Here is a 21,073-nt window from a genome sequence, read left to right as displayed (position 1 = left end):
GCAAACTTACCATGAAAAAAATAGCATTAGCGGTATTAAGCCTTGGCCTACTCGTAAGTGGGTGTAGTGCAGGTGCCGATAAAGATGAAAAAATGGTTGAGAAATCGGGGAAAGCAAAAGAGCAAGCAATCGTTCCGAAGTACGCTATTTCGGATGAATACTATAAGGCGACTATTCCATTTCAAGCAGGAGCTGCACGTGGTTTAGTTGTACAAGGAGTAAGTAATCGTCTTGATATAGATGAATTTGAAACAGGATTAATGCGTATTGCAAAAGAATCCTTTAGTACGAAAGATCATTTCTTTAAAGGTGGAAGTACTCTAGATACTCAAAATGTGCAGATGCTTGTTAAAAGAAAGCGTACAGATGCTGAACAAAAGGAACTAGAGGACAAATTAAAAAAAGATGCAGTTAAATTTCCAAACATTGGGTTAAACCCAGCGTTAGGTGGAGGATCTGAATCATTAGAGGAAAAGAATAAAAAAAATCCAATATATATTTCAAATATTTTAGAGCATGATTATTATGTGAAAAAAGGCGAATCAGATGAGCGCCAAGGCATTGTAATTGGTTTAGCGATGAACTCGGTTCATTATTACGAGGAAGAGCATGGTTATCCGCGTGAGGCTAAAATTGAGCAAGAAAAAATGGTAGCTGAAGGGAAAAAAATGGCGCAAGAAGTCTTGAAATTTATGCATCAAAAACAGCCTGAAACAAAAAACCTTCCGATAACATTTGCAATTTATCGTCAGGCTCCAAAGGCTTCACTCGTGCCAGGTAACTTTGTTTCTTATGCGAATGTTGAAAAAGGCAGTGAAACGGTTGAGGATTGGAAACAAATTAATGAGAAATATTATTTGTTCCCATCTGAACAAGCGAAAACAGATAATAAACGTGAAGATCTGGCGAGAGTATCGAACTTTAAATCAAAACTAAGCGATTATTTCCAAGGCGACTACACAGCTGTTATCGGTACTGGTATGTATAGAGATGATGAATTAAGAGAAATAAAGCTTGATATTCCTGTCCAGTTTAATGGGAAAGCAGAAATAATTGGTTTTACACAATATGTAGCTGGGCTTGTTATGGAATACTTCCCGAATTATATGAAAGTACAAGTAACGATTAAATCTGTAGAACGCCCAGAAGCGATTATTATACGTGAAGCAAAGCAAGATGAACCATTTGTGAAAATTTTAGATTAAATAGGAGGGCTGTTCCTTTATGGAACGGCTTTTTTTCTTGAAGAATTTTGTTATAATTTAAAATGTTATAAATAATGGGGGGTAAGGGGTAAAGCACATGGACGAATTAAGTTTTCAAGTCATTATTTTATTAATTGCATTCGGCTTTTTAGCAGCTTTTATTGATTCAGTTGTTGGCGGTGGAGGATTAATTTCGCTTCCAGCACTTATGTTTGTTGGTTTACCACCAGCTTCGGCAATTGCAACGAATAAATTAGCTGCAACGATGGGGACGTTTACGAGTGCAGTTTATTTTATTCGATCAGGAAAGGTCGATTTTAAAATTGTAGGAAAGTTAATCCCGTTAACTGTTATAGGAGCGGTCGCAGGTGCTTTAGTAGTAAAGTTTATTCCGCCAGATATTTTACGTCCGTTAATACTTGTAATGTTGGTGTTTATTGCCATTTATATTATTGCGAAAAAGGATTGGGGAAGTGTATCTACCTATAAGAAGATGACGAAAAGAAAAACATTAATATTTTTCTTCGTTATTTTAATGATAGGGTTTTACGATGGATTTTTTGGGCCAGGGACAGGATCCTTTTTAATTTTTGCATTTTTATTAATTGGTTTGGATTTTATTCAAGCGGCAGCATCTGGAAAACTTTTGAACTTTGTTAGTAATATCGTATCTTTAATTACTTTTTTATTTTTAGACGTAATTCATTTTGAATACGGTATTATTATGGGATTGTCGATGATTTTTGGCGCTTATTTTGGATCGAAGTTTGCAGTTCAAAAAGGTGTTGGATATGTAAGAACTTTATTTTTGTTAGTAACTATTTTATTGATTGGAAAAAACATTTTGGAATATACTCATATTTTGTAGAGTTATACGTATGTATAACTCTATTTTTTTATTATATTTTAAAAATTTATTAATTTTTAAAATATAAGTCTAGGAATATTTGAATAAATCTAAATTATCGTGTAGAATAATGTTGTAAAATGTAAACGTTTTTCTAAGGGGAGGCTAAAAAGAATGGTAGTAGCATACAAACATGAGCCATTTACAGATTTTTCAGTGGAGGCTAACAAATTAGCGTTTGAAGAAGGTTTAAAGAAAGTAGAATCTTATCTTGGACAAGACTATCCATTAATTATTGGGGGAGAAAAAATCACTACAGAAGACAAAATTGTTTCTGTAAACCCTGCAAATAAAGAGGAACTTGTTGGTCGCGTTTCAAAAGCAAGCCGTGAGTTAGCTGAAAAAGCAATGCAAGTAGCGGATGAAACATTCCAAACTTGGAGAAAATCAAAGCCAGAAATGCGTGCAGACATTTTATTCCGTGCTGCAGCAATCGTTCGTCGCAGAAAGCATGAATTCTCTGCTATTCTTGTAAAAGAAGCAGGTAAACCGTGGAATGAGGCAGATGCTGATACAGCAGAAGCAATCGACTTTATGGAATATTATGGTCGTCAAATGTTAAAATTAAAAGACGGAATTCCAGTAGAAAGCCGTCCAATTGAATATAATCGTTTCTCTTACATTCCATTAGGAGTAGGTGTTATCATTTCTCCTTGGAACTTCCCATTCGCAATTATGGCAGGTATGACAACAGCTGCTTTAGTTTCTGGTAACACAGTATTACTAAAACCAGCTAGTACAACTCCTGTAGTAGCAGCGAAATTCATGGAAGTATTAGAAGAAGCTGGCTTACCAGCTGGCGTAGTAAACTTCGTTCCAGGTAATGGTTCTGAAGTTGGTGACTACTTAGTAGATCACCCTCGTACACGTTTCGTGAGCTTCACTGGATCTCGTGATGTAGGTATCCGTATTTATGAGCGTGCAGCGAAAGTAAACCCAGGCCAAATTTGGTTAAAACGCGTTATCGCTGAAATGGGTGGTAAAGATACAATCGTTGTTGATAAAGAAGCAGATCTTGAATTAGCAGCTAAATCTATCGTAGCATCAGCATTCGGATTCTCAGGACAAAAATGTTCTGCATGTTCTCGTGCAGTAATCCATGAAGATGTATACGATTACGTATTAAATCGTGCTGTTGAATTAACGAAAGAATTAACAGTTGCTAATCCAGCTGTTTTAGGTACAAACATGGGTCCTGTTAATGACCAAGCTGCATTCGATAAAGTGATGAGCTATGTTGCAATTGGTAAAGAAGAAGGTAGAATCTTAACAGGTGGCGAAGGAGACGATTCTAAAGGCTGGTTCATCCAACCAACAATCGTTGCTGACGTTGCAGAAGATGCTCGCTTAATGAAAGAAGAAATCTTCGGACCAGTAGTAGCATTCTGCAAAGCAAAAGACTTTGATCATGCACTTGCAATTGCAAACAATACAGAATACGGTTTAACAGGTGCTGTTGTTACTAACAACCGTGACCATATTGAAAAAGCACGTGAAGAATTCCACGTGGGTAACTTATACTTCAACCGTGGATGTACTGGTGCAATCGTAGGTTACCAACCATTCGGTGGCTTTAACATGTCTGGTACAGACTCTAAAGCTGGTGGCCCTGACTACTTAGCACTTCACATGCAAGCAAAAACTACTTCTGAAACTTTATAAGAAATAGTAGAAGAGATCTTCGCAAACTGCGAAGATCTCTTTTTTTTTTTTTGAAAAAAATTTCTATATTTGGATCAAGATAGATATAAGTAGAAAAACTAATAAAGTAATAAGGTTTACTTCAGTAAATAAGGTATATTATATTTGTTGAATAGATTCTCTTTAAAGACAAGAAAAGTAGGTGAACAAAGTGGGAAAATATCAATTGGATTACAAAAGTCAGGTAGCTGTGGCAAAGTTTCATGAAAAACAGACGCCTGCCAAATTTGATAAAAAGCAGCAAATTGAAAAATTGCGTGCGGAGTATTTGAAAAAGAAGCAAAAACAAACAGATAAATAATATGTTACGTTTTTGATAGGAGAAACTAGTTCTAAGTACCATATATTACTATTTGGTACTTAGAACTAGCTAAACCCTATTAATATCGGGATAAACATGTAAATAGAAACAAAACAACGAGAAAAGTTGACTTATTAGTCATATTTTTTAGTATTCATTTTAAGGATTTCCTGTATAATACAATTTGAAAGAAAATCTATGGTTTGACAAGAAACACTCTTTTCGGTTTTGCTCACTGAAGGGAGTGTTTTTTTGTAGCCACAAACTCCTCTGTACTCATTACAGTTGCATATACTCCATTTAAACTAGCCAAAATTGTGTTATGAATATAAACGGCTGGTATAGTAGCATTCTTAAAAGAAAGATCTTTTGTAGCACAAGCATCATGTATAACGGTACATGGAAAGCCGAAATCAAAAGCAGCCCTTACGGTAGCATCAATACACATATGAGTCATCATCCCGCATATGACGACGTGCTCAATGTCTAAACGTTGTAATTGTTCTAGAAGATCAGTTTCGCGAAAACTATTTGGATAATGTTTGAGTATAACGGTTTCTTCTCTAAGTGGACGTACGCTTTCATGAATATGTACACCTTCTGTATTGGGTAGGAAAAAAGTAGCGTCATCTTTTATTGCTACATGTTGGATATGAAAAATAGGTTCGTCTTTCGTTCTAAAGAGTTGTAGCAGCTGACTAGCATATTCGCTTGCTTCTACTGGATTACGCAATTCCATCTTTCCATGTGGAAAATAATCATTTTGAATATCAACGAGTAAAAGAGCTGTTTTCATATATTTATCTTCCTCCGATTTCATATTCAAATAATGGTATTCAATTTATAGAGGTGATTCTCCTTTTAAAAAAATATGAAGGAGAAGAATTTTACATAACTTTAAAAAGCAATATTATATTGTGATTTTTTATTTGAAAATTTTAATAGAGAAATAATTAATATTTTTCTAAAAAATGTATTGACTCTTATTATTCTGAGTTCTATAATGAGAATTAATTAAACGACAATTAAATCGATACATTCTTATCCAGAGAGGTGGAGGGACTGGCCCTACGATACCTCAGCAACGGGTTTTTTAATACCGTGCTAACTCCAGCAAGCCTTATAAAAGGCTTGGAAGATGAGAAGATGTGACCGAGTACATATAAGTGCTCTCCTTCTTATCTTTATGGTTGATAAGAAGGAGAGCACTTTTTATTTTACCTCGAAAGCTCTACTTCAAGTTTTTACAGCATATAGGAGGGGAAAAAATGATTTCTTTTAACAACGTAAGTAAAGTATATGAATCAGGTGGGCAATCTGTTCATGCGGTGGAGGATGTAACATTATCAGTTGAGAAGGGCGAAATTTTTGGCATTATCGGTTTTAGTGGCGCTGGAAAGAGTACGTTATTACGCCTAGTAAATATGTTAGAGAGACCAACGGCGGGAACGATTTCAATAGATGATAAAGATATTACATCACTATCGACGAAAGAATTACGGAAGCTAAGACAAAGAATCGGGATGATTTTTCAAAGTTTCAATTTATTTAATTCAAGAACAGTATTTGGGAATATTGCTTATCCATTAAGGTTAGCGAAAGTACCAAAAAATGAGATAAAAGAAAGAGTAAATGAACTGCTAAAGTTTGTAGGATTAGAAGATAAAGCAAACTATTATCCAGAGCAACTATCAGGCGGACAAAAGCAGCGTGTTGGCATTGCAAGAGCACTTGCAACATCGCCAGACATTCTTATATGTGATGAGGCAACATCAGCTTTAGATCCAGAAACAACGACAGAAATTTTGAACTTATTAAAGAAAGTAAATCGAGAATACAATGTAACAATTCTTCTTATTACACATGAAATGCATGTTGTGAAAGAAATTTGTCACCGTGTAGCTGTAATGGAGAAGGGAAAGGTTATTGAAGAAGGAAAACTGTTTGATGTTTTCACACAACCAAAAACAAAGACAACTCAAAACTTTGTACGCTCCATTATTAATGATCATTTACCGGAAAGTGTTCTAGGGAAACTTCAAAATGGTGGACAGATTTATCGCTTAACATTTACTGGGGAAGAGACAGGGCAGCCGGTACTATCATATATCGCGAAAAACTATAACGTCGATGTAAACGTACTGTATGGAAATATTATTGAACTTCAAAATGTGCTATTTGGAAATCTACTTGTAGAACTGCAAGGTGAGCAGAAAGAAATTCAAAAAGCATTACAACATCTAAGACTGCAAGTGCAGCTGAAGGAGGTAGAAGCTCATGCGAGTTGATTGGAGTATATTTTGGCCCCGCATAGTAGATGCGACGGGGGATACCCTCTTAATGGTAATCGTAACCCTTATATTTGCTACAATCCTTGGTATACCTCTGGGTTTACTGTTGTATGTAACGAGGAAAGGAAACTTTTTAGAAAATAAATGGGTCTTTTCTATTCTTAATATCATTATTAATACAATTCGTCCGGTTCCATTCATCATCTTCTTAGTAGCTTTAAGTCCACTAACAAGAAGTGTTATCGGAACGACGATTGGAACAGCAGCAGCAATCTTTCCAATGACGTTAGTTGCATCAATCGGTATTGCTAGAATGGTTGAAACAAATCTTGTTTCAGTTCCAAAGGGAGTCATTGAAGCAGCTCAAGCGATGGGTGCTTCACCATTTAGAATTGTTTTTGAAATTCTTGTGCCAGAAGCGTTAGCGCCATTAATTTTAGGTGTTACGTTTATGACAGTTGGTTTAATTGAATTTTCTGCAGTTGCTGGGCTTGTCGGTGGTGGCGGTCTTGGTGACTTAGCGATGACATATGGTTATCAACGTTTTGATACATCAGTTATGTTCGTAACGGTCGTTTTACTTATTATTCTCGTACAGGTAGCTCAAAATTTAGGAAACTACTTTGCGAAAGTCTTTTTACGCAGATCATAAAAAGGAAGAGGGGAAAAGAAAATGAAGAAAATTTTAGCATTTGCATTATCAGCGATTGTAGGAATTTCGGCGTTAAGCGGCTGCTCAAGTGGAGACACGGGGGCAGGAGCAAAAGAGAAAGTAGTTCGCGTTGGCGTAACCGGAACAGATGGAGACGCTTGGGAAATTTTAAAGAAAAAAGCTGAAAAAGAGGGAATTAAAATTAAACTGGTTGAGTTCTCTGATTACACAACGCCAAATAAAGCGTTAGCTGATGGAGATATTGAACTAAACTCATTCCAGCATGTTGCTTTCTTAGAGCAATTTAAAAAAGAGCATAAGTTAGATATTACAGCTGTCGGTACAACGCAAATTGCACCAATGGGCTTATACTCTGAAAAATATAAGAAGGCAAATGAAATTCCAGATGGTTCAGAAATTGCGATTCCAAATGATCCAACGAACCAAGCTCGTGCATTAAAACTTCTTGATGCAGCTGGATTATTAAAGCTTAAGAAAGACTTTGGCTTATTCGGAGATCCAAGCGGCATTGCTGAAAATCCGAAGAAGTTAAAAATTACACCGGTTATCGCACAGCAAACACCTCGTGTATTAAAAGATGTTGCAGCTTCAGTTATTAATAACGGTGTTGCTGGTCAAGCTGGATTAGATCCAGCGAAGGATCCAATTTTCTTAGAAGATCCAAAGAATGAAAATGCGAAGCCATATATTAATATTTTCGCAGCTCGTACAAAAGATAAAGATGATCCAACACTGAAAAAAGTAATTGAACTATATCATTCAAAAGAAGTAACAGATGCAATTAAGAAAGAAACAAATGATGGTTCCATTTCAGTAGATCTTTCACTTGAGGAGCTTGAAAAAATCTTAAAATAATTATCGGGTTTAACGATTAACAGTAGGAACCCCTCCGCTGTTAGCTCGTTCAACATATAATTTACTTAACAAACAAAACCCTAATTCTGTACCTTCCAATTCTGTATAACGTAGAATCCAATGTTTGTTAAGTAGAGTGATGGACCAGGAGTTTTCCTGGTCTTTTTTTATGAATGAAAGTAGCTAGCGAATAGTAAGGTAATCCAAATTATAAAAGGGTAAGCAAATAAGCTGAAAATGAGTGTAATTATGAATTGTTTTTTATGAATGAGGTGTTTTTCGAATGAAAAAAAGAAAATAGAAAAAATCATAATGAAAACGGCTGACATTACGCCCGGATTATATGAACGATAAATGAAAAACAAAATAATATGTTGAACAGAGTTGAAGAATATCGCCCCCTGTATAAAAATAATCCAGTATATAGAAGACAAGAAGTTTAGTTGATATAGAAAGACGATAAGTAAGACAAAGATTGTTAATACGAAAATCGCAATGAAAAATTGTCGGCTTGTTATAAAATGAATTGAAAATTGATTAGCAAGATATTGTGGCATTTGAAAAGATTCTTCAAGGTTATGAACGAAAAATAATAAAGGAATGATCCAGGGTATAATAGTGGAATGTTTTTTCATCAACTTACATCACTCCAATAAAATATAGAAAGCCTAAAAAAGGCCCTCTATACAGGGATAGTTATTCGATTACGATACTTTTTAAATTATCCTCATGATGCTCTTGTTCTTTCGGATAAGCAGCTAGCTCCTCTTGCAAAATATTTAGTATTTGCTTAGCTGATTGTTGGATTGGGGGAGGTAACTCTTCTAATATATTCATACCGACTTTTATTTTTGTACGAATTACCTTTCTTAGTAGTTCCTCATGCATGTACTACACCTCCAAACCGAATATTTAGTACATCTTCTTCGAACTTAGCTCCTTGAATAGAAAGGTGTGTTAACGTTTTTGGTAATGTGATGTTCCGTTTCACAGAACCTGAACGAATGATAAGTTCATCACCTTTTTGATTTAATGAAAGTTCACTTTTGTTTGAGAAGGGAATGGAGAGAACGAAAATATACTCATCGCCATCTTTTTTTACATATTGAGTGCGCCCGTTAAATTTCACTTCCGTAGGGGAAGAATCTGATTTAAATAAAGCGTCTCCTACACGCTCTAACATGGACAAACCGACAACTTCTTGTTCAAACATAGGAGCTTCGTAAATAGGAAGCGGCTGAAAACTATTTTGAATTAATGTTTTATATTTTTTTTGAGTATCTTTCCATGCTTGAAAATAAGGATCGGTGACAGTGTTAGGGATGACGCGGTTAATCATAATGGCATCTACGTTATAATCGTATAAATTTAAATACGTAAAGCTACGCTGAGCTTCTTTAATGACCATTTTTTCGGGATTTACAACGATGCGGATACTTGTTATTTCTCGATTTGATAAAATATCTCTCATTTCTCCGAGCTGTTCAAGTGTATTCGTTAATTCGTCCATAATATCATCGGTTGGAAGGGGGACACCAAGAAGTGGTTGAGCTACAGGACGAACAACTTTTAAAACTTTTCTTTTAATAGGAAAGAGTTTTTCCATCCACCAGCCGAGCATGTCTGGAAAGCTGAGCATTGCTAATGTTTCTCCTGTTGGAGCACAATCAATGATAATAACATCATATGTGTTTTGTTTATAATAATCGAGTACGCGAAGTAAGCTAATTAAATCTTCCATACCAGGAAACATCGTTAATTCTTCTGTTGTAATATCATCAGCTGCTTTGGAGGTGAAGAGTAGCGTAATATATTTTTGTAATTTCCCCCAACCTTTTTCCATCTCATAAATCGTATTAATTTCTTGTGCCCACAAATTTTCACGAATTTCTAATGGCTCAGAAGATAGCTTTATACCAAATGAATCTCCTAAACTATGAGCAGGATCTGTACTCATTACTAATGTTTTTAATCCTTGTTTTGCGCTTTGAAGTGCAGTTGCTGCTGAAATGCTAGTTTTTCCTACGCCGCCTTTACCTGTATACAAAATAATTCTCATTATTCTATCCCCTTTGTTTCGAGTTTCGAATATTACGAATGCCGAAATAAAATGTTGAATAAAAACCCAACTAGGGTTTTATTCAATCGGAATGTTTTTCATTTTAGGTGTAGAAACCTTTTCTTCTGTTTTTTGCTGTGACGTAGCGATGTGATTCATGATCTTTTGGAAGATTTGTAGTAAGAATGCCTTTTCTTCTTCTGATAATGCTTCTGTCACTAGGTTAAAGTAATGGGCTGCATTTTGTTTTACTTCTTGGACGAGCGTTACGCCGTTTTCTGTTAAACGAATTAATACAATGCGTCGGTCGTTTTCATCACGGTACCTTTCAATATATCCCTTTTTTACGAGGCGATTTACAACACCTGTCGTTGTACTCATCGGTATATCAAGAAGGTCAGCAATTTTTGTCATTGTAATATCTGTATTTCGCTCCATCCAAAGTAAACAAAATACTTCTGTTTTAGAAAGTGTTAAATCTAGGCTTACCCATTCTTCAGGATAAAAAAGTTTCTTGGCGTTATCTAGCAGTAAGTCTAAAAAATGTTCATATTGCAACAATTATTTCCACTCCCGTATATTTCGAGGTTCGTAATATTTGTTTTTATTTTATGCAGAATTGAAATAAATGTCAATAGTTTTGGTTGTTTTTTCAGATTAGACAGAAAACTGACTTTGAAATGGTAGATTTATAAATATAAAACTAGAATTTACATAAAAATCCATCATGGTAAATATACTTATCTATAATGGATGCACAGCTAACGAGGGGGAGAACGATGAGAAGACGTAATACGCAAGCGTTCACGTTTTTAGCATGGACTTCATTTGTTTGCGCGCTTTCAGGTATGCTAATTGGAATTTATACGTTAGATGAAACGCTTAGTGTAAAAGGATATTATTTAATTGGAACATTATTTTTAACGATGTCTTGTTTTGTATTACAAAAAACAATTCGTGATAATGAAGAAGATAACGAGAGATTTCCGAAAAATAAACCGTTAGATAAAGAGTAAATCGTAAAGAAAGGCATTCGCCTTTCTTTTTTTATGTAAAAATGCAGTAAGTGCCGTGTGTTGACTTGCTTGAAGTACTGAAAATTTGGTATCATCAATAGTATTGTAGATTGAACGATATATTATGGAGGTGGCCTAGCCGTGTCAAGAATTTCCGTTGAGAATGTAAAGCACGTAGCACATTTAGCACGTCTTGCAATTACTGATCAAGAAGCTGAAAAATTTCAAAAACAACTAGATGCAATTGTTACATTTGCAGAACAGTTAAATGAATTAGATACAACTGATGTAAAACCAACCACTCATGTATTAACTATGAAAAATGTTATGCGTGAAGATGTACCAGAAAAAGGTTTACCAGTCGAAGAAGTATTAAAAAATGCACCGGATCACAAAGATAATCAAATCCGTGTTCCAGCAGTATTAGAATAGAGGAGGGGAATTTCGATGTCATTATTTGATCATTCCGTATCAGAGTTACATAAGAAGTTAAACAACAAAGAAATTTCCGTTACGGATTTAGTAGAAGAATCTTACAAACGTATTGCGGATGTTGAAGATAACGTAAAAGCTTTTCTTACATTAGATGAAGAAAACGCACGCGCGAAAGCGAAAGAATTAGACGCAAAAATTGGTGCTGAAGATAATGGTTTATTATTCGGTATGCCAATTGGTGTAAAAGATAACATTGTAACTAACGGTCTTCGTACAACTTGTGCGAGCAAAATGTTAGCAAACTTTGATCCAATTTATGATGCAACAGTTGTGCAAAAGCTAAAAGCTGCTGACACAGTTACAATCGGTAAGTTAAATATGGATGAGTTCGCAATGGGTTCTTCAAATGAAAACTCAGGTTTCTACGCTACGAAAAATCCATGGAACTTAGATTACGTTCCAGGCGGATCTAGTGGTGGTTCTGCAGCAGCTGTAGCAGCAGGAGAAGTATTATTCTCTCTAGGTTCTGATACGGGTGGTTCTATCCGTCAGCCAGCTGCATATTGCGGCGTTGTAGGTTTAAAACCAACTTACGGACGCGTATCTCGTTACGGATTAGTAGCATTCGCATCTTCACTTGACCAAATCGGACCGATTACACGTACAGTAGAAGATAATGCATACTTATTACAAGCTATTTCAGGTATTGACCGTATGGATGCAACTTCTGCTAACGTTGAAGTAGGAAACTACTTAGCTGGTTTAACAGGCGACGTTAAAGGTTTACGCATTGCTGTACCGAAAGAATACTTAGGAGAAGGTGTTGGCGAAGAAGCTCGTGAGTCAGTACTAGCTGCTTTAAAAGTATTAGAAGGTATGGGCGCAACTTGGGAGGAAGTATCTCTTCCACACTCTAAATACGCTCTAGCAACGTATTACTTATTATCTTCTTCTGAAGCATCTGCTAACCTTTCACGCTTTGATGGCGTACGTTACGGTGTTCGTTCTGATAATGTAAATAATTTATTAGACCTTTACAAAAACACACGTAGCGAAGGTTTTGGTGATGAAGTAAAACGTCGTATTATGCTTGGTACATTTGCACTTAGCTCTGGTTACTATGATGCATACTACAAGAAAGCACAACAAGTACGTACATTAATTAAAAACGACTTTGAAAATGTATTTGCTAACTACGATGTTATTATTGGACCAACAACGCCAACTCCGGCATTTAAAGTGGGCGAAAAAGTTGATGATCCAATGACAATGTATGCAAATGACATTTTAACAATCCCAGTAAACTTAGCGGGTGTTCCAGCGATTTCTGTTCCATGTGGATTCGGTGCTAACAACATGCCACTTGGTCTACAAATCATTGGTAAACACTTCGATGAAGCGACAATTTACCGCGTTGCACATGCGTTTGAGCAAGCAACAGACTATCATACAAAAAAAGCAAGTCTGTAAGGAGGCGAGCATAGATGAATTTAGAAACAATTATTGGTTTAGAGGTTCACGTTGAGTTAAAAACAAATTCGAAAATTTTCTCTGCGAGTCCAACAGAATTCGGAGCGGAGCCAAATACACAAACAAGTGTAATTGACTTAGGATACCCAGGGGTACTTCCTACTTTAAATAAAGAAGCAGTTAACTTTGCAATGAAAGCTGCAATGGCATTAAACTGTGAAATCGCAACGGAAACGAAGTTCGACCGTAAAAACTATTTCTACCCAGATAATCCGAAAGCTTACCAAATTTCTCAATTCGATAAGCCAATTGGTGAAAATGGTTGGATTGAAATTGAAGTAGACGGTAAAAAGAAACGTATCGGTATTACACGTCTTCATTTAGAAGAAGATGCTGGTAAATCAACGCATACAGCTGATGGTTCATTAGTAGATTACAACCGTCAAGGTATGCCTTTAATCGAGATCGTATCTGAGCCAGATATGCGTACGCCAGAAGAAGCATATGCATACTTAGAGAAGTTAAAATCAATCATTCAATACACTGGCGTATCTGATTGTAAGATGGAAGAAGGTTCCTTGCGTTGTGATGCGAACATTTCCCTTCGTCCAGTTGGACAAGAGAAGTTCGGTACAAAAGCGGAACTGAAAAACTTAAACTCATTCACTTACGTACAAAAAGGTCTTGAGCACGAGCAAGTGCGCCAAGAGAAAGAATTGTTATCTGGTGGTATCATCCAACAAGAAACACGTCGTTATGATGAAGCAACGAAGAAAACAATCTTAATGCGTGTGAAAGAGGGATCTGACGATTACCGTTACTTCCCAGAGCCAGACTTAGTTGAACTTTACATCGATGATGAGTGGAAAGAAGAAATTCGTGCTTCGATTCCAGAACTTCCAGATGCACGTAAAGCTCGCTACGTTGCAGAAATTGGCTTGCCAGCTTATGATGCACACGTATTAACATTAACGAAAGAGATGTCTGATTTCTTTGAAGCAGCAATTGAAGATGGAGCAGATGCGAAACTAACATCAAACTGGTTAATGGGTGAAGTGCTTGCATACTTAAACAAACAACAGAAAGAATTAAAAGACGTTGCATTAACGCCTGCTGGTTTATCTAAAATGGTTCAATTAATTGAAAAAGGTACAATTTCTTCTAAAATCGCGAAGAAAGTATTTAACGAATTAATTGAAAAAGGTGGAGACCCAGAAGAAATCGTTAAAGCGAAAGGTCTTGTTCAAATTTCTGACGAAGGTACACTTCGTAAAGTTGTAACAGAAATTCTTGATAATAATGAGCAATCTATCGAAGACTTTAAAAACGGTAAAGACCGTGCAATTGGCTTCTTAGTTGGTCAAATTATGAAAGCTACAAAAGGACAAGCAAATCCACCGCTTGTTAACAAAATCTTACTTGAAGAGATTAATAAGCGATAATAGTAATAACTTGTAAAGATTAAGCAGAAAAACACCCGTACATGGGTGTTTTTCTAGGTTAATCAAACGTTTGTTTAAATGAGAGAGAATCGTTTAAACAAACGTTTGATTAACTGTCAAAAGTGTAAAAATGTTTGTATAGCAACTATGGTATGATAGTTGCAAAAAGGTGGGAATAATGATAAATCTAGACATAGAGGTTTTTTTTTCATCTCATGAAATAATAGATAATTATTATTCGTTATATGTAAATTGTTGTGAGGAAATAGATGGACATAAATTTTTTGTCAAATAAAACAAAACCATTGAAATGAATATTTATTTTTGATGGACTACACGAATCGGGTTCTTACTGCCTGTTTGAGCGAGATAAAAGAAGGATAGGAAGATGAGAGGAGGTAGGCATGGGAATACTGAATAGAAGTTCGGTATGTTCTTTTTCAATATATAAAGAAATTTCCTGTGCTAATAAATGATGAAGCGAGCAAGAATTATTTATAATCCTACTTCTGGGCGCGAGCTATTTAAGAAGAGCTTACCGGAAGTATTACAAAAATTAGAACAAGCTGGATATGAAGCGTCTTGTCATGCGACAACTGGTCCTGGAGATGCGACTGTGGCAGCGAGGCAAGCTGCGGATCGTAAGTTTGATGTTGTTATCGCAGCTGGTGGTGATGGTACATTAAATGAAGTGGTGAACGGTTTAGTAGGACATGAACATCGTCCAAAGTTTGGAATTATTCCAGTTGGAACGACAAATGACTTTGCGCGTGCGATCGGTGTACCTCGTGCTATTGAAGAGGCTGCGGATATTATTTGTGAAGGGAAAACAGTTCCGTTAGATCTTGGTAGAGCGAATGATACATATTTCATTAATATCGCTGGTGGCGGCCGTATTACAGAATTAACATATGAAGTGCCAAGCAAGCTAAAGACGGTATTAGGCCAACTTGCTTACTATTTAAAAGGAATCGAAATGTTACCGTCATTACATCCAACATATGTTGAAATTGAGTATGATGGGAAATTACTACAAGAAGAAATTACGATGTTTTTAATTACGAATACTCGTTCAGTGGGCGGCTTTGAAAAGGTAGCACCATATGCATCGATTAACGATGGATTATTTGATTTATTAGTACTGAAAAAAGGTTCTATTGCTGACTTAATTAAAGCAGCGACACAAGCGCAGCGTGGTGAACATATTAACAATCCAAAAGTACTATACACACAAGCAAATCGAATTAAAGTGCATTCACCAGATAAACTAATGATTAACTTAGACGGTGAATACGGTGGAGATGCACCGATGGAATTCGAAAATATATATCATTGTCTTGAACTATTTGTTCCTGAACAACAAGAGGGTGCCCTGTAAAGGCATCCTTTTTATTATATAGAGGAATTGTAAATTGGAAGTTAGTTTGATTTTTATGGTATTTTTACAATTCGTTTATTTTATATCCATACTTTATTGATACACTGGAGGAGATAAGAAACGAGAGGTAGGATGCTATGGAGAAGGTAAAGGCAATACTATTTGATAAAGATGGGACATTAATGGATTTTCATTCAATTTGGATAAAAGTAGCTGAAGAGCTTGTCGCTGAATGTATAAAATTATATCAACTCCCACAGTCAATGCAGCAGGATTTATTAAAAGAAATCGGTGTGGATGGGGCATTTGTTCATCCTCGTAGTGCAATAGCTGCTGGAACAAGCCTCGATGTAGCAAAGGGGCTTTGTAAGTATATTACGTCATCTAAGGAGGAGGAAATGCATGAGTGGGTAAGTGGAAAATTATTTTCTCTTATGTATGAACACCGCTCCTATATGAAAATGACGGCGGATTTACCGAGGATTTTACAAGGTTTAAAGGATAGAGGATTTATTTTAGGTGTTGTGACAGCTGATGATTTTGCACCAACAGAATTATTTTTGAAACAATATCAATTAGAGTCTTTTTTTGATTATGTTGTAGCTTCAGATACATTTCCGGCACAAAAACCAGATAAAAGAATTGTAGAATCGTTTTGTGAAAGGTTTCATTTAGAGGCGTGTGAAGTAGCGGTCGTTGGAGATACACCAACTGATTTATATTTAGCGAAAAATGGCGGCGATTGCTATGCAATTGGAGTACTGTCTGGCACAGGAGATCGTCAAACGTTAGAACCACTTGCAGATTTAGTAGTACAATCTGTTGGGGAGTTTATTTCTCATTCGGGTGAGTTGATTTGGGAACAAGGAAAGTCTAATGTGTAAGAAAAATAAGTCTATAAGGACTCTTAATGAGTCTTTATAGACTTATTTTTTATGTCGACATAGAAGGTATGCAGGATGAATGCTGGGAAAGAACGTTGGCATACATTTTGCAATGAAAAGAGAAAACAATGTAAAGAAAAGGATGGGGTACGTAATGAACACAAAAAAATTTGCTAAAGTAAATGAACAAATTCCTGGACCGAAAGCAGCGTCTTTATTAGAACGCCGCCAAAATATAGTACCAAAAGGAGTAAGTAACGGCATCTCAACGTTTGTACAATCTGCAAATGGTGCTCTTGTAACAGATGTTGATGGCAATCAGTACATTGATTTCGCAGGAGCAATCGGAACAATTAACGTAGGACATTGTCATCCAGCTGTTAAAGAAGCGCTCCATAAACAAGTAGATCAATACATTCATACTGGATTTAATGTCATGATGTATGAGCCATATATTGAATTAGCAGAAAAACTTGCGGCATTAGCACCAGGAAGTTTTGATAAGCAAGTACTATTTTTAAATAGTGGTGCAGAAGCGGTTGAGAACGCTGTAAAAATCGCTCGTAAATATACAAAAAGACCTGGTATTATTGCTTTTTCTAAAGGATTCCATGGGCGTACATTAATGACAATGACGATGACAAGTAAGGTAAAGCCATATAAATTTGGATTTGGTCCATTCGCTCCAGAAGTATATAAAGCGCCGTTTCCGTACGAATATCGCCGCCCAGAAGGATTAACGGAAGAGCAGTACGATGACTTTATGATTGAAGAGTTTAAGAATTTCTTCATATCAGAAGTAGCACCAGAAACAATTGCAGCCGTTGTAATGGAACCTGTTCAAGGGGAAGGCGGGTTTATCGTTCCAAGTAAGAAGTTTGTGCAAGAAGTACGCAATATTTGTTCAGAACACGGCATCTTATTTGTAGCTGATGAAATTCAAACAGGATTTAGCCGTACAGGAAAATACTTTGCCATTGATCATTATGATGTCGTTCCAGATTTAATTACGGTATCTAAATCATTAGGCGCTGGTGTGCCGATTAGTGGTGTTATTGGGCGCAAGGAAATTATGAATGAGTCTGCGCCGGGAGAGCTTGGTGGAACTTATGCAGGAAGCCCACTAGGATGTGCAGCAGCATTAGCAGTGCTTGATGTAATAGAAAAAGAGAATTTAAATGATAGAGCGATAGAATTAGGAAAAGTTGTAATGAATCGATTCGAAGAGATGAAAAATAAATATAATTGCATCGGTGATGTGCGTGGTTTAGGAGCAATGTGTGCATTCGAGCTTGTTCAAGATCGGAAGACGAAAGCACCTGATAAAACGTTAACAGCTAATTTGTGCGCAGAGGCAAATAAACGAGGATTACTTCTACTATCAGCAGGGACATACGGTAATGTTATTCGTGTATTAATGCCATTAGTTATTACAGATGAGCAACTTGAAGAAGGATTAACAATAATTGAAGAATCATTGCAAGTCTGTTATGAGAAAGCAAATACTGCTCGTGTTTAAAAGCTAAATAATAAATCGCAAACATTCTAGCTGACTCTATATAAAATGCAGAAAATTCACTTTATAATAAAGGTAGTGAAGTGAATCGATGGATTAGAAGTTAGGGGTGGCTAGGATGGTTGGAGAAAAGGAACGAGTGTTAATGGATTTACAAGATGTATTTGAATATGCGTTTGACGAAATTTTTGTGACTGACGAAAAGGGAATCGTTGTGCGTGTAAATAGTACATGTGAAAGGCACTATCAACTAGCTGCTAAAGAGTTAGTAGGTAAGCATGTGAAAGAATTGCAGAAGGATGGTATTTTTTATCCATCGGCAACGTTAGAAGTAATTGAAAAAAAGAGACCGATTGAACTCGTTCAAACGACAAAATCAGGAGAGTATTTACACGTTCGTACAAGGCCTGTTTTTGATAATGAGGGAAATTTAAGAAGAGTAATTAGTTATTCACGTGATCTTACAGAGCTCTACCAATTACGTCAAAAGGTAGAGGAAATGGATAATCAGTTAAAAACATATAAAAAAGAATTAAGAGAAACATATGAACATGAAGGACTTATTTTTAAAAGTATCGCTATGCAAAAAATAGTCGAGACAATCAAGAAAGTATCCGTGGTAGATAGTACAGTTCTCGTTTTAGGTGAGACAGGAGTAGGGAAGAGTCGATTAGTACGTCATTTACATGAAGTGAGTAACAGGAAGAATGAAAGTTTCCATGAAATTAATTGTGCGGCATTGCCAACGAATTTAATTGAATCAGAGCTTTTTGGATACTCAGGTGGATCTTTTACAGGTGCGAATCGTGAAGGGAAAAAGGGACTATTAGAATCAGCGCATAGAGGAACTCTTTTCTTAGATGAAATTGGCGAAATGCCGCTTGAAATTCAAGCGAAACTTTTGCAAGTGTTGCAAGAAAAAACGTTTCGTCCTATTGGCGGAAGAGAATTAAAAAAAGTGGATGTTAGAATTGTAGCGGCAACAAATCGAGATTTAAGTATGATGGTGAAACAAGGAACATTCCGGAAAGATTTATATTATCGTCTGAATGTCATTCCAATTTTAATTCCGCCACTCAGGGAAAGAACCGAAGACATTTTGCCGCTCATTTATCATTATTTACAGCAATTTAACGAGAAATATGGCCGGAATGTAAAATTAGCACCTAGCACATTACAAATGTTTGTTGGTTACCCGTGGGAAGGAAATAATAGAGAAATTGAAAATGTGATTGAGAGAATTGTTATAACTGCTGATGATATCGTTACGATAGAAGATTTGCCAATAGCGATGCAAGAATCAACGGTTGAACAGTCCGGCCAAAGTCTCTATAAAATGTTAGAAGAAGTAGAACGTAATATTATTTTGAAAGCATATAAAACATATGGATCGAGTTATAAAGTAGCGGAGTTTTTAAAAATAAGTCAATCTGCTGCCACTAGGAAGATAAAGAAACTTATAGAGGAGGAAGAAAACAGTGGATAAAAAAGCGACGTTTGTAAATGTAGAGAAAAAGGCGATGTATATAAATGGTGAGTGGATTACATTGCAAGAACAAATTGAAGTAAATAATCCAGCAACGAAGGAAATATTTGCGACGGTACCAAAGGGCGGGGTAACAGAGGCAAAGCAAGCTGTTGATGCTGCTCATGAAGCTTTTAAATCATGGTCTAAGTTAACAGCGGCAGACCGTGCAGTGAAGTTAAAAAAATGGTTCACACTTATCGATGAAAATAAAGAAGAGATTGCAGCGATTATGACGAGGGAACAAGGAAAGCCGTTTGCAGAAGCACTTGGTGAAGTGAATTATGCAAATAGCTTTGTTGAATGGTATGCAGAAGAAGGAAAACGCGTATACGGTGAAATGATTCCTGCTTCTCATCCAAATAAACGTATTTTAGTTATGAAGCAACCAGTTGGGGTTATGGCAGCTATTACACCTTGGAATTTCCCTGCTGCTATGATTACGAGAAAGGTAGCCCCGGCGCTTGCAGCAGGATGTACAGCAGTTGTAAAACCTGCAAGTCAAACGCCATTAACTGCGTTGAAATTAGCTGAATTAGCTCATGAAGCGGGCATTCCAAAAGGCGTAATAAATATTGTAACAGGCAGTGCGAAAGCAATTGCTGATACGTGGATGGAAGATGGACGTGTTCGAAAAGTTTCCTTTACAGGATCAACTGAGATTGGGAAAGAATTAATGGCTAGTGCTGCACAAACGATGAAAAAGGTTTCACTTGAGTTAGGTGGTCACGCGCCGTTTATTGTTATGAATGATGCGGACTTAGATAAAGCTGTAGAGGCGGTAATCGGTTCGAAATTCCGTAACGCAGGACAAACGTGTATATGTACAAACCGAGTATTTGTTCAGGAAGAAGTGTATGAAGTATTTGCAGAGAAGTTTCAAAAGGCAGTAGGGCAGTTAAAAGTAGGAGACGGTTTTGGTGATGGAACGACTGTAGGACCACTTATTGACGAGAATGCAGTTTCGAAAGTACAGGAACATATTGAAGATGCTATTCAAAAAGGTGGAACAGTTTTATTTGGTGGTCAAAAGGTTGCAGAGCTAGATGGACACTTTATGCAACCAACTGTAATTGGATTGGCGAACGATACGATGCTTTGTATGAATGAAGAAACATTCGGACCAGTAGCACCAGTTGCGAAATTTAAAACGGTTGAAGAAGTAATCGAACGTGCAAATAATACACCATATGGCTTAGCTGCTTATATTTTCACAAAAGATATTAGTCAAGCATTCCAAGTTAGCGAGGCATTAGAGTACGGTATTATCGGATTAAATGATGGACTTCCATCAGTTGCACAAGCACCGTTTGGTGGCTTTAAAGAAAGTGGGATTGGCCGTGAAGGAGGGCATTTCGGTATCGAGGAATATTTAGAAATTAAATATATTTCATTAGGACTATAAGTAGTATACT

At 36.4% G+C, this 21,073-nt stretch carries 21 protein-coding genes and 1 riboswitch; of the genes, 16 read left to right on the top strand and 5 right to left on the bottom strand.

What is annotated here, in order from left to right:
* Positions 1-11: 11 nt before the first annotated feature.
* The 4 genes from DN394_RS12300 (at position 12) to DN394_RS28950 (ending at position 4,114) form a co-directional block, all read left to right on the top strand.
* Positions 12-1,205 carry a CamS family sex pheromone protein gene (locus DN394_RS12300; RefSeq protein ID WP_098705554.1) on the top strand — a complete coding sequence of 398 codons (1,194 nt, stop codon included), beginning with the start codon at positions 12-14 and terminating at the stop codon, positions 1,203-1,205.
* A 97-nt stretch (positions 1,206-1,302) separates the two neighbouring features.
* Positions 1,303-2,073, top strand: coding sequence for a TSUP family transporter (locus DN394_RS12295; RefSeq protein WP_046953718.1), 771 nt, complete (start codon positions 1,303-1,305; stop codon positions 2,071-2,073).
* Positions 2,074-2,226: 153 nt separating this feature from the next.
* Complete coding sequence (gene pruA, locus DN394_RS12290; RefSeq protein ID WP_087982225.1) at positions 2,227-3,774, top strand: L-glutamate gamma-semialdehyde dehydrogenase; 1,548 nt, start codon at positions 2,227-2,229, stop codon at positions 3,772-3,774.
* Positions 3,775-3,964: 190 nt separating this feature from the next.
* The gene (locus tag DN394_RS28950) at positions 3,965-4,114 is read left to right on the top strand and encodes a hypothetical protein (RefSeq protein ID WP_061679436.1); all 150 of its coding nucleotides are present in this window, start codon (positions 3,965-3,967) and stop codon (positions 4,112-4,114) included.
* A 232-nt stretch (positions 4,115-4,346) separates the two neighbouring features.
* Here DN394_RS28950 and DN394_RS12285 read toward each other — a convergent pair whose 3' ends face one another.
* Complete coding sequence (locus DN394_RS12285) at positions 4,347-4,910, bottom strand: cysteine hydrolase family protein (RefSeq protein WP_046958908.1); 564 nt, start codon at positions 4,908-4,910, stop codon at positions 4,347-4,349.
* 242 nt (positions 4,911-5,152) lie between these two features.
* Positions 5,153-5,259, top strand: a riboswitch (SAM riboswitch).
* 123 nt (positions 5,260-5,382) lie between these two features.
* On the opposite strand from DN394_RS12285, the gene DN394_RS12280 reads away from it, so the two are divergent.
* From DN394_RS12280 to DN394_RS12270, 3 genes are read left to right on the top strand one after another with little or no spacing between them, the layout of a single operon-like run.
* Positions 5,383-6,402 carry a methionine ABC transporter ATP-binding protein gene (locus tag DN394_RS12280; RefSeq protein WP_149293833.1) on the top strand — a complete coding sequence of 340 codons (1,020 nt, stop codon included), beginning with the start codon at positions 5,383-5,385 and terminating at the stop codon, positions 6,400-6,402.
* On the top strand, positions 6,392-7,057 hold the full coding sequence (locus tag DN394_RS12275) for a methionine ABC transporter permease (RefSeq protein WP_001261880.1): 666 nt from the start codon (positions 6,392-6,394) through the stop codon (positions 7,055-7,057). Before DN394_RS12280 ends, DN394_RS12275 begins: the two co-directional genes overlap by 11 nt.
* Before the next feature lie 21 nt (positions 7,058-7,078).
* On the top strand, positions 7,079-7,933 hold the full coding sequence (locus DN394_RS12270) for a MetQ/NlpA family ABC transporter substrate-binding protein (RefSeq protein WP_097917492.1): 855 nt from the start codon (positions 7,079-7,081) through the stop codon (positions 7,931-7,933).
* A gap of 167 nt (positions 7,934-8,100) precedes the next feature.
* Here the strand turns inward: DN394_RS12270 and DN394_RS12265 are convergent, their stop codons facing one another.
* From DN394_RS12265 to DN394_RS12250, 4 genes are all read right to left on the bottom strand, one after another.
* Positions 8,101-8,568 carry an HXXEE domain-containing protein gene (locus tag DN394_RS12265; RefSeq protein WP_141475175.1) on the bottom strand — a complete coding sequence of 156 codons (468 nt, stop codon included), beginning with the start codon at positions 8,566-8,568 and terminating at the stop codon, positions 8,101-8,103.
* A gap of 61 nt (positions 8,569-8,629) precedes the next feature.
* Positions 8,630-8,821 carry a DUF3926 domain-containing protein gene (locus DN394_RS12260; protein ID WP_046958898.1) on the bottom strand — a complete coding sequence of 64 codons (192 nt, stop codon included), beginning with the start codon at positions 8,819-8,821 and terminating at the stop codon, positions 8,630-8,632.
* Positions 8,814-9,995: an ArsA family ATPase gene (locus tag DN394_RS12255; RefSeq protein WP_079998319.1), complete on the bottom strand. Its 1,182-nt coding sequence runs from the start codon at positions 9,993-9,995 to the stop codon at positions 8,814-8,816. The genes DN394_RS12260 and DN394_RS12255 overlap by 8 nt, the downstream gene beginning before the upstream one ends.
* A gap of 75 nt (positions 9,996-10,070) precedes the next feature.
* Complete coding sequence (locus DN394_RS12250) at positions 10,071-10,553, bottom strand: MarR family winged helix-turn-helix transcriptional regulator (protein ID WP_000942488.1); 483 nt, start codon at positions 10,551-10,553, stop codon at positions 10,071-10,073.
* A gap of 218 nt (positions 10,554-10,771) precedes the next feature.
* Between DN394_RS12250 and DN394_RS12245 the strand changes: the two genes are divergently transcribed.
* The 9 genes from DN394_RS12245 to gabD all read left to right on the top strand — a co-directional run bounded on the left by DN394_RS12245 (position 10,772) and on the right by gabD (position 21,063).
* Positions 10,772-11,008, top strand: coding sequence for a YiaA/YiaB family inner membrane protein (locus DN394_RS12245; RefSeq protein WP_001254393.1), 237 nt, complete (start codon positions 10,772-10,774; stop codon positions 11,006-11,008).
* Between the two features lie 141 nt (positions 11,009-11,149).
* Positions 11,150-11,440: an Asp-tRNA(Asn)/Glu-tRNA(Gln) amidotransferase subunit GatC gene (gene gatC, locus DN394_RS12240; RefSeq protein WP_000086999.1), complete on the top strand. Its 291-nt coding sequence runs from the start codon at positions 11,150-11,152 to the stop codon at positions 11,438-11,440.
* 15 nt (positions 11,441-11,455) lie between these two features.
* Positions 11,456-12,913: an Asp-tRNA(Asn)/Glu-tRNA(Gln) amidotransferase subunit GatA gene (gene gatA / locus DN394_RS12235; RefSeq protein ID WP_000051449.1), complete on the top strand. Its 1,458-nt coding sequence runs from the start codon at positions 11,456-11,458 to the stop codon at positions 12,911-12,913.
* Between the two features lie 14 nt (positions 12,914-12,927).
* A complete protein-coding gene (gene gatB / locus DN394_RS12230) occupies positions 12,928-14,355 on the top strand; it encodes an Asp-tRNA(Asn)/Glu-tRNA(Gln) amidotransferase subunit GatB (RefSeq protein WP_001047688.1) in 1,428 nt (475 codons plus the stop codon).
* Positions 14,356-14,827: 472 nt separating this feature from the next.
* On the top strand, positions 14,828-15,733 hold the full coding sequence (locus DN394_RS12225; RefSeq protein WP_000977670.1) for a diacylglycerol kinase: 906 nt from the start codon (positions 14,828-14,830) through the stop codon (positions 15,731-15,733).
* A 137-nt stretch (positions 15,734-15,870) separates the two neighbouring features.
* Positions 15,871-16,617, top strand: coding sequence for an HAD family hydrolase (locus tag DN394_RS12220; RefSeq protein ID WP_000416641.1), 747 nt, complete (start codon positions 15,871-15,873; stop codon positions 16,615-16,617).
* 154 nt (positions 16,618-16,771) lie between these two features.
* Positions 16,772-18,136: a 4-aminobutyrate--2-oxoglutarate transaminase gene (gene gabT / locus DN394_RS12215; protein WP_046958894.1), complete on the top strand. Its 1,365-nt coding sequence runs from the start codon at positions 16,772-16,774 to the stop codon at positions 18,134-18,136.
* 115 nt (positions 18,137-18,251) lie between these two features.
* Positions 18,252-19,619 carry a sigma-54 interaction domain-containing protein gene (locus DN394_RS12210; protein ID WP_149293832.1) on the top strand — a complete coding sequence of 456 codons (1,368 nt, stop codon included), beginning with the start codon at positions 18,252-18,254 and terminating at the stop codon, positions 19,617-19,619.
* Positions 19,612-21,063 carry an NADP-dependent succinate-semialdehyde dehydrogenase gene (gene gabD, locus DN394_RS12205; RefSeq protein ID WP_046958893.1) on the top strand — a complete coding sequence of 484 codons (1,452 nt, stop codon included), beginning with the start codon at positions 19,612-19,614 and terminating at the stop codon, positions 21,061-21,063. The genes DN394_RS12210 and gabD overlap by 8 nt, the downstream gene beginning before the upstream one ends.
* The last annotated feature ends 10 nt before the right edge of the window (positions 21,064-21,073 follow it).

The organism is Bacillus sp. BB081, from assembly GCF_008368895.1.
Lineage (GTDB): Bacteria > Bacillota > Bacilli > Bacillales > Bacillaceae_G > Bacillus_A > Bacillus_A wiedmannii.
The sequence above is the reverse complement of the archived record's forward strand: the minus strand, read 5'-3'. Positions and strand labels throughout refer to the sequence as shown.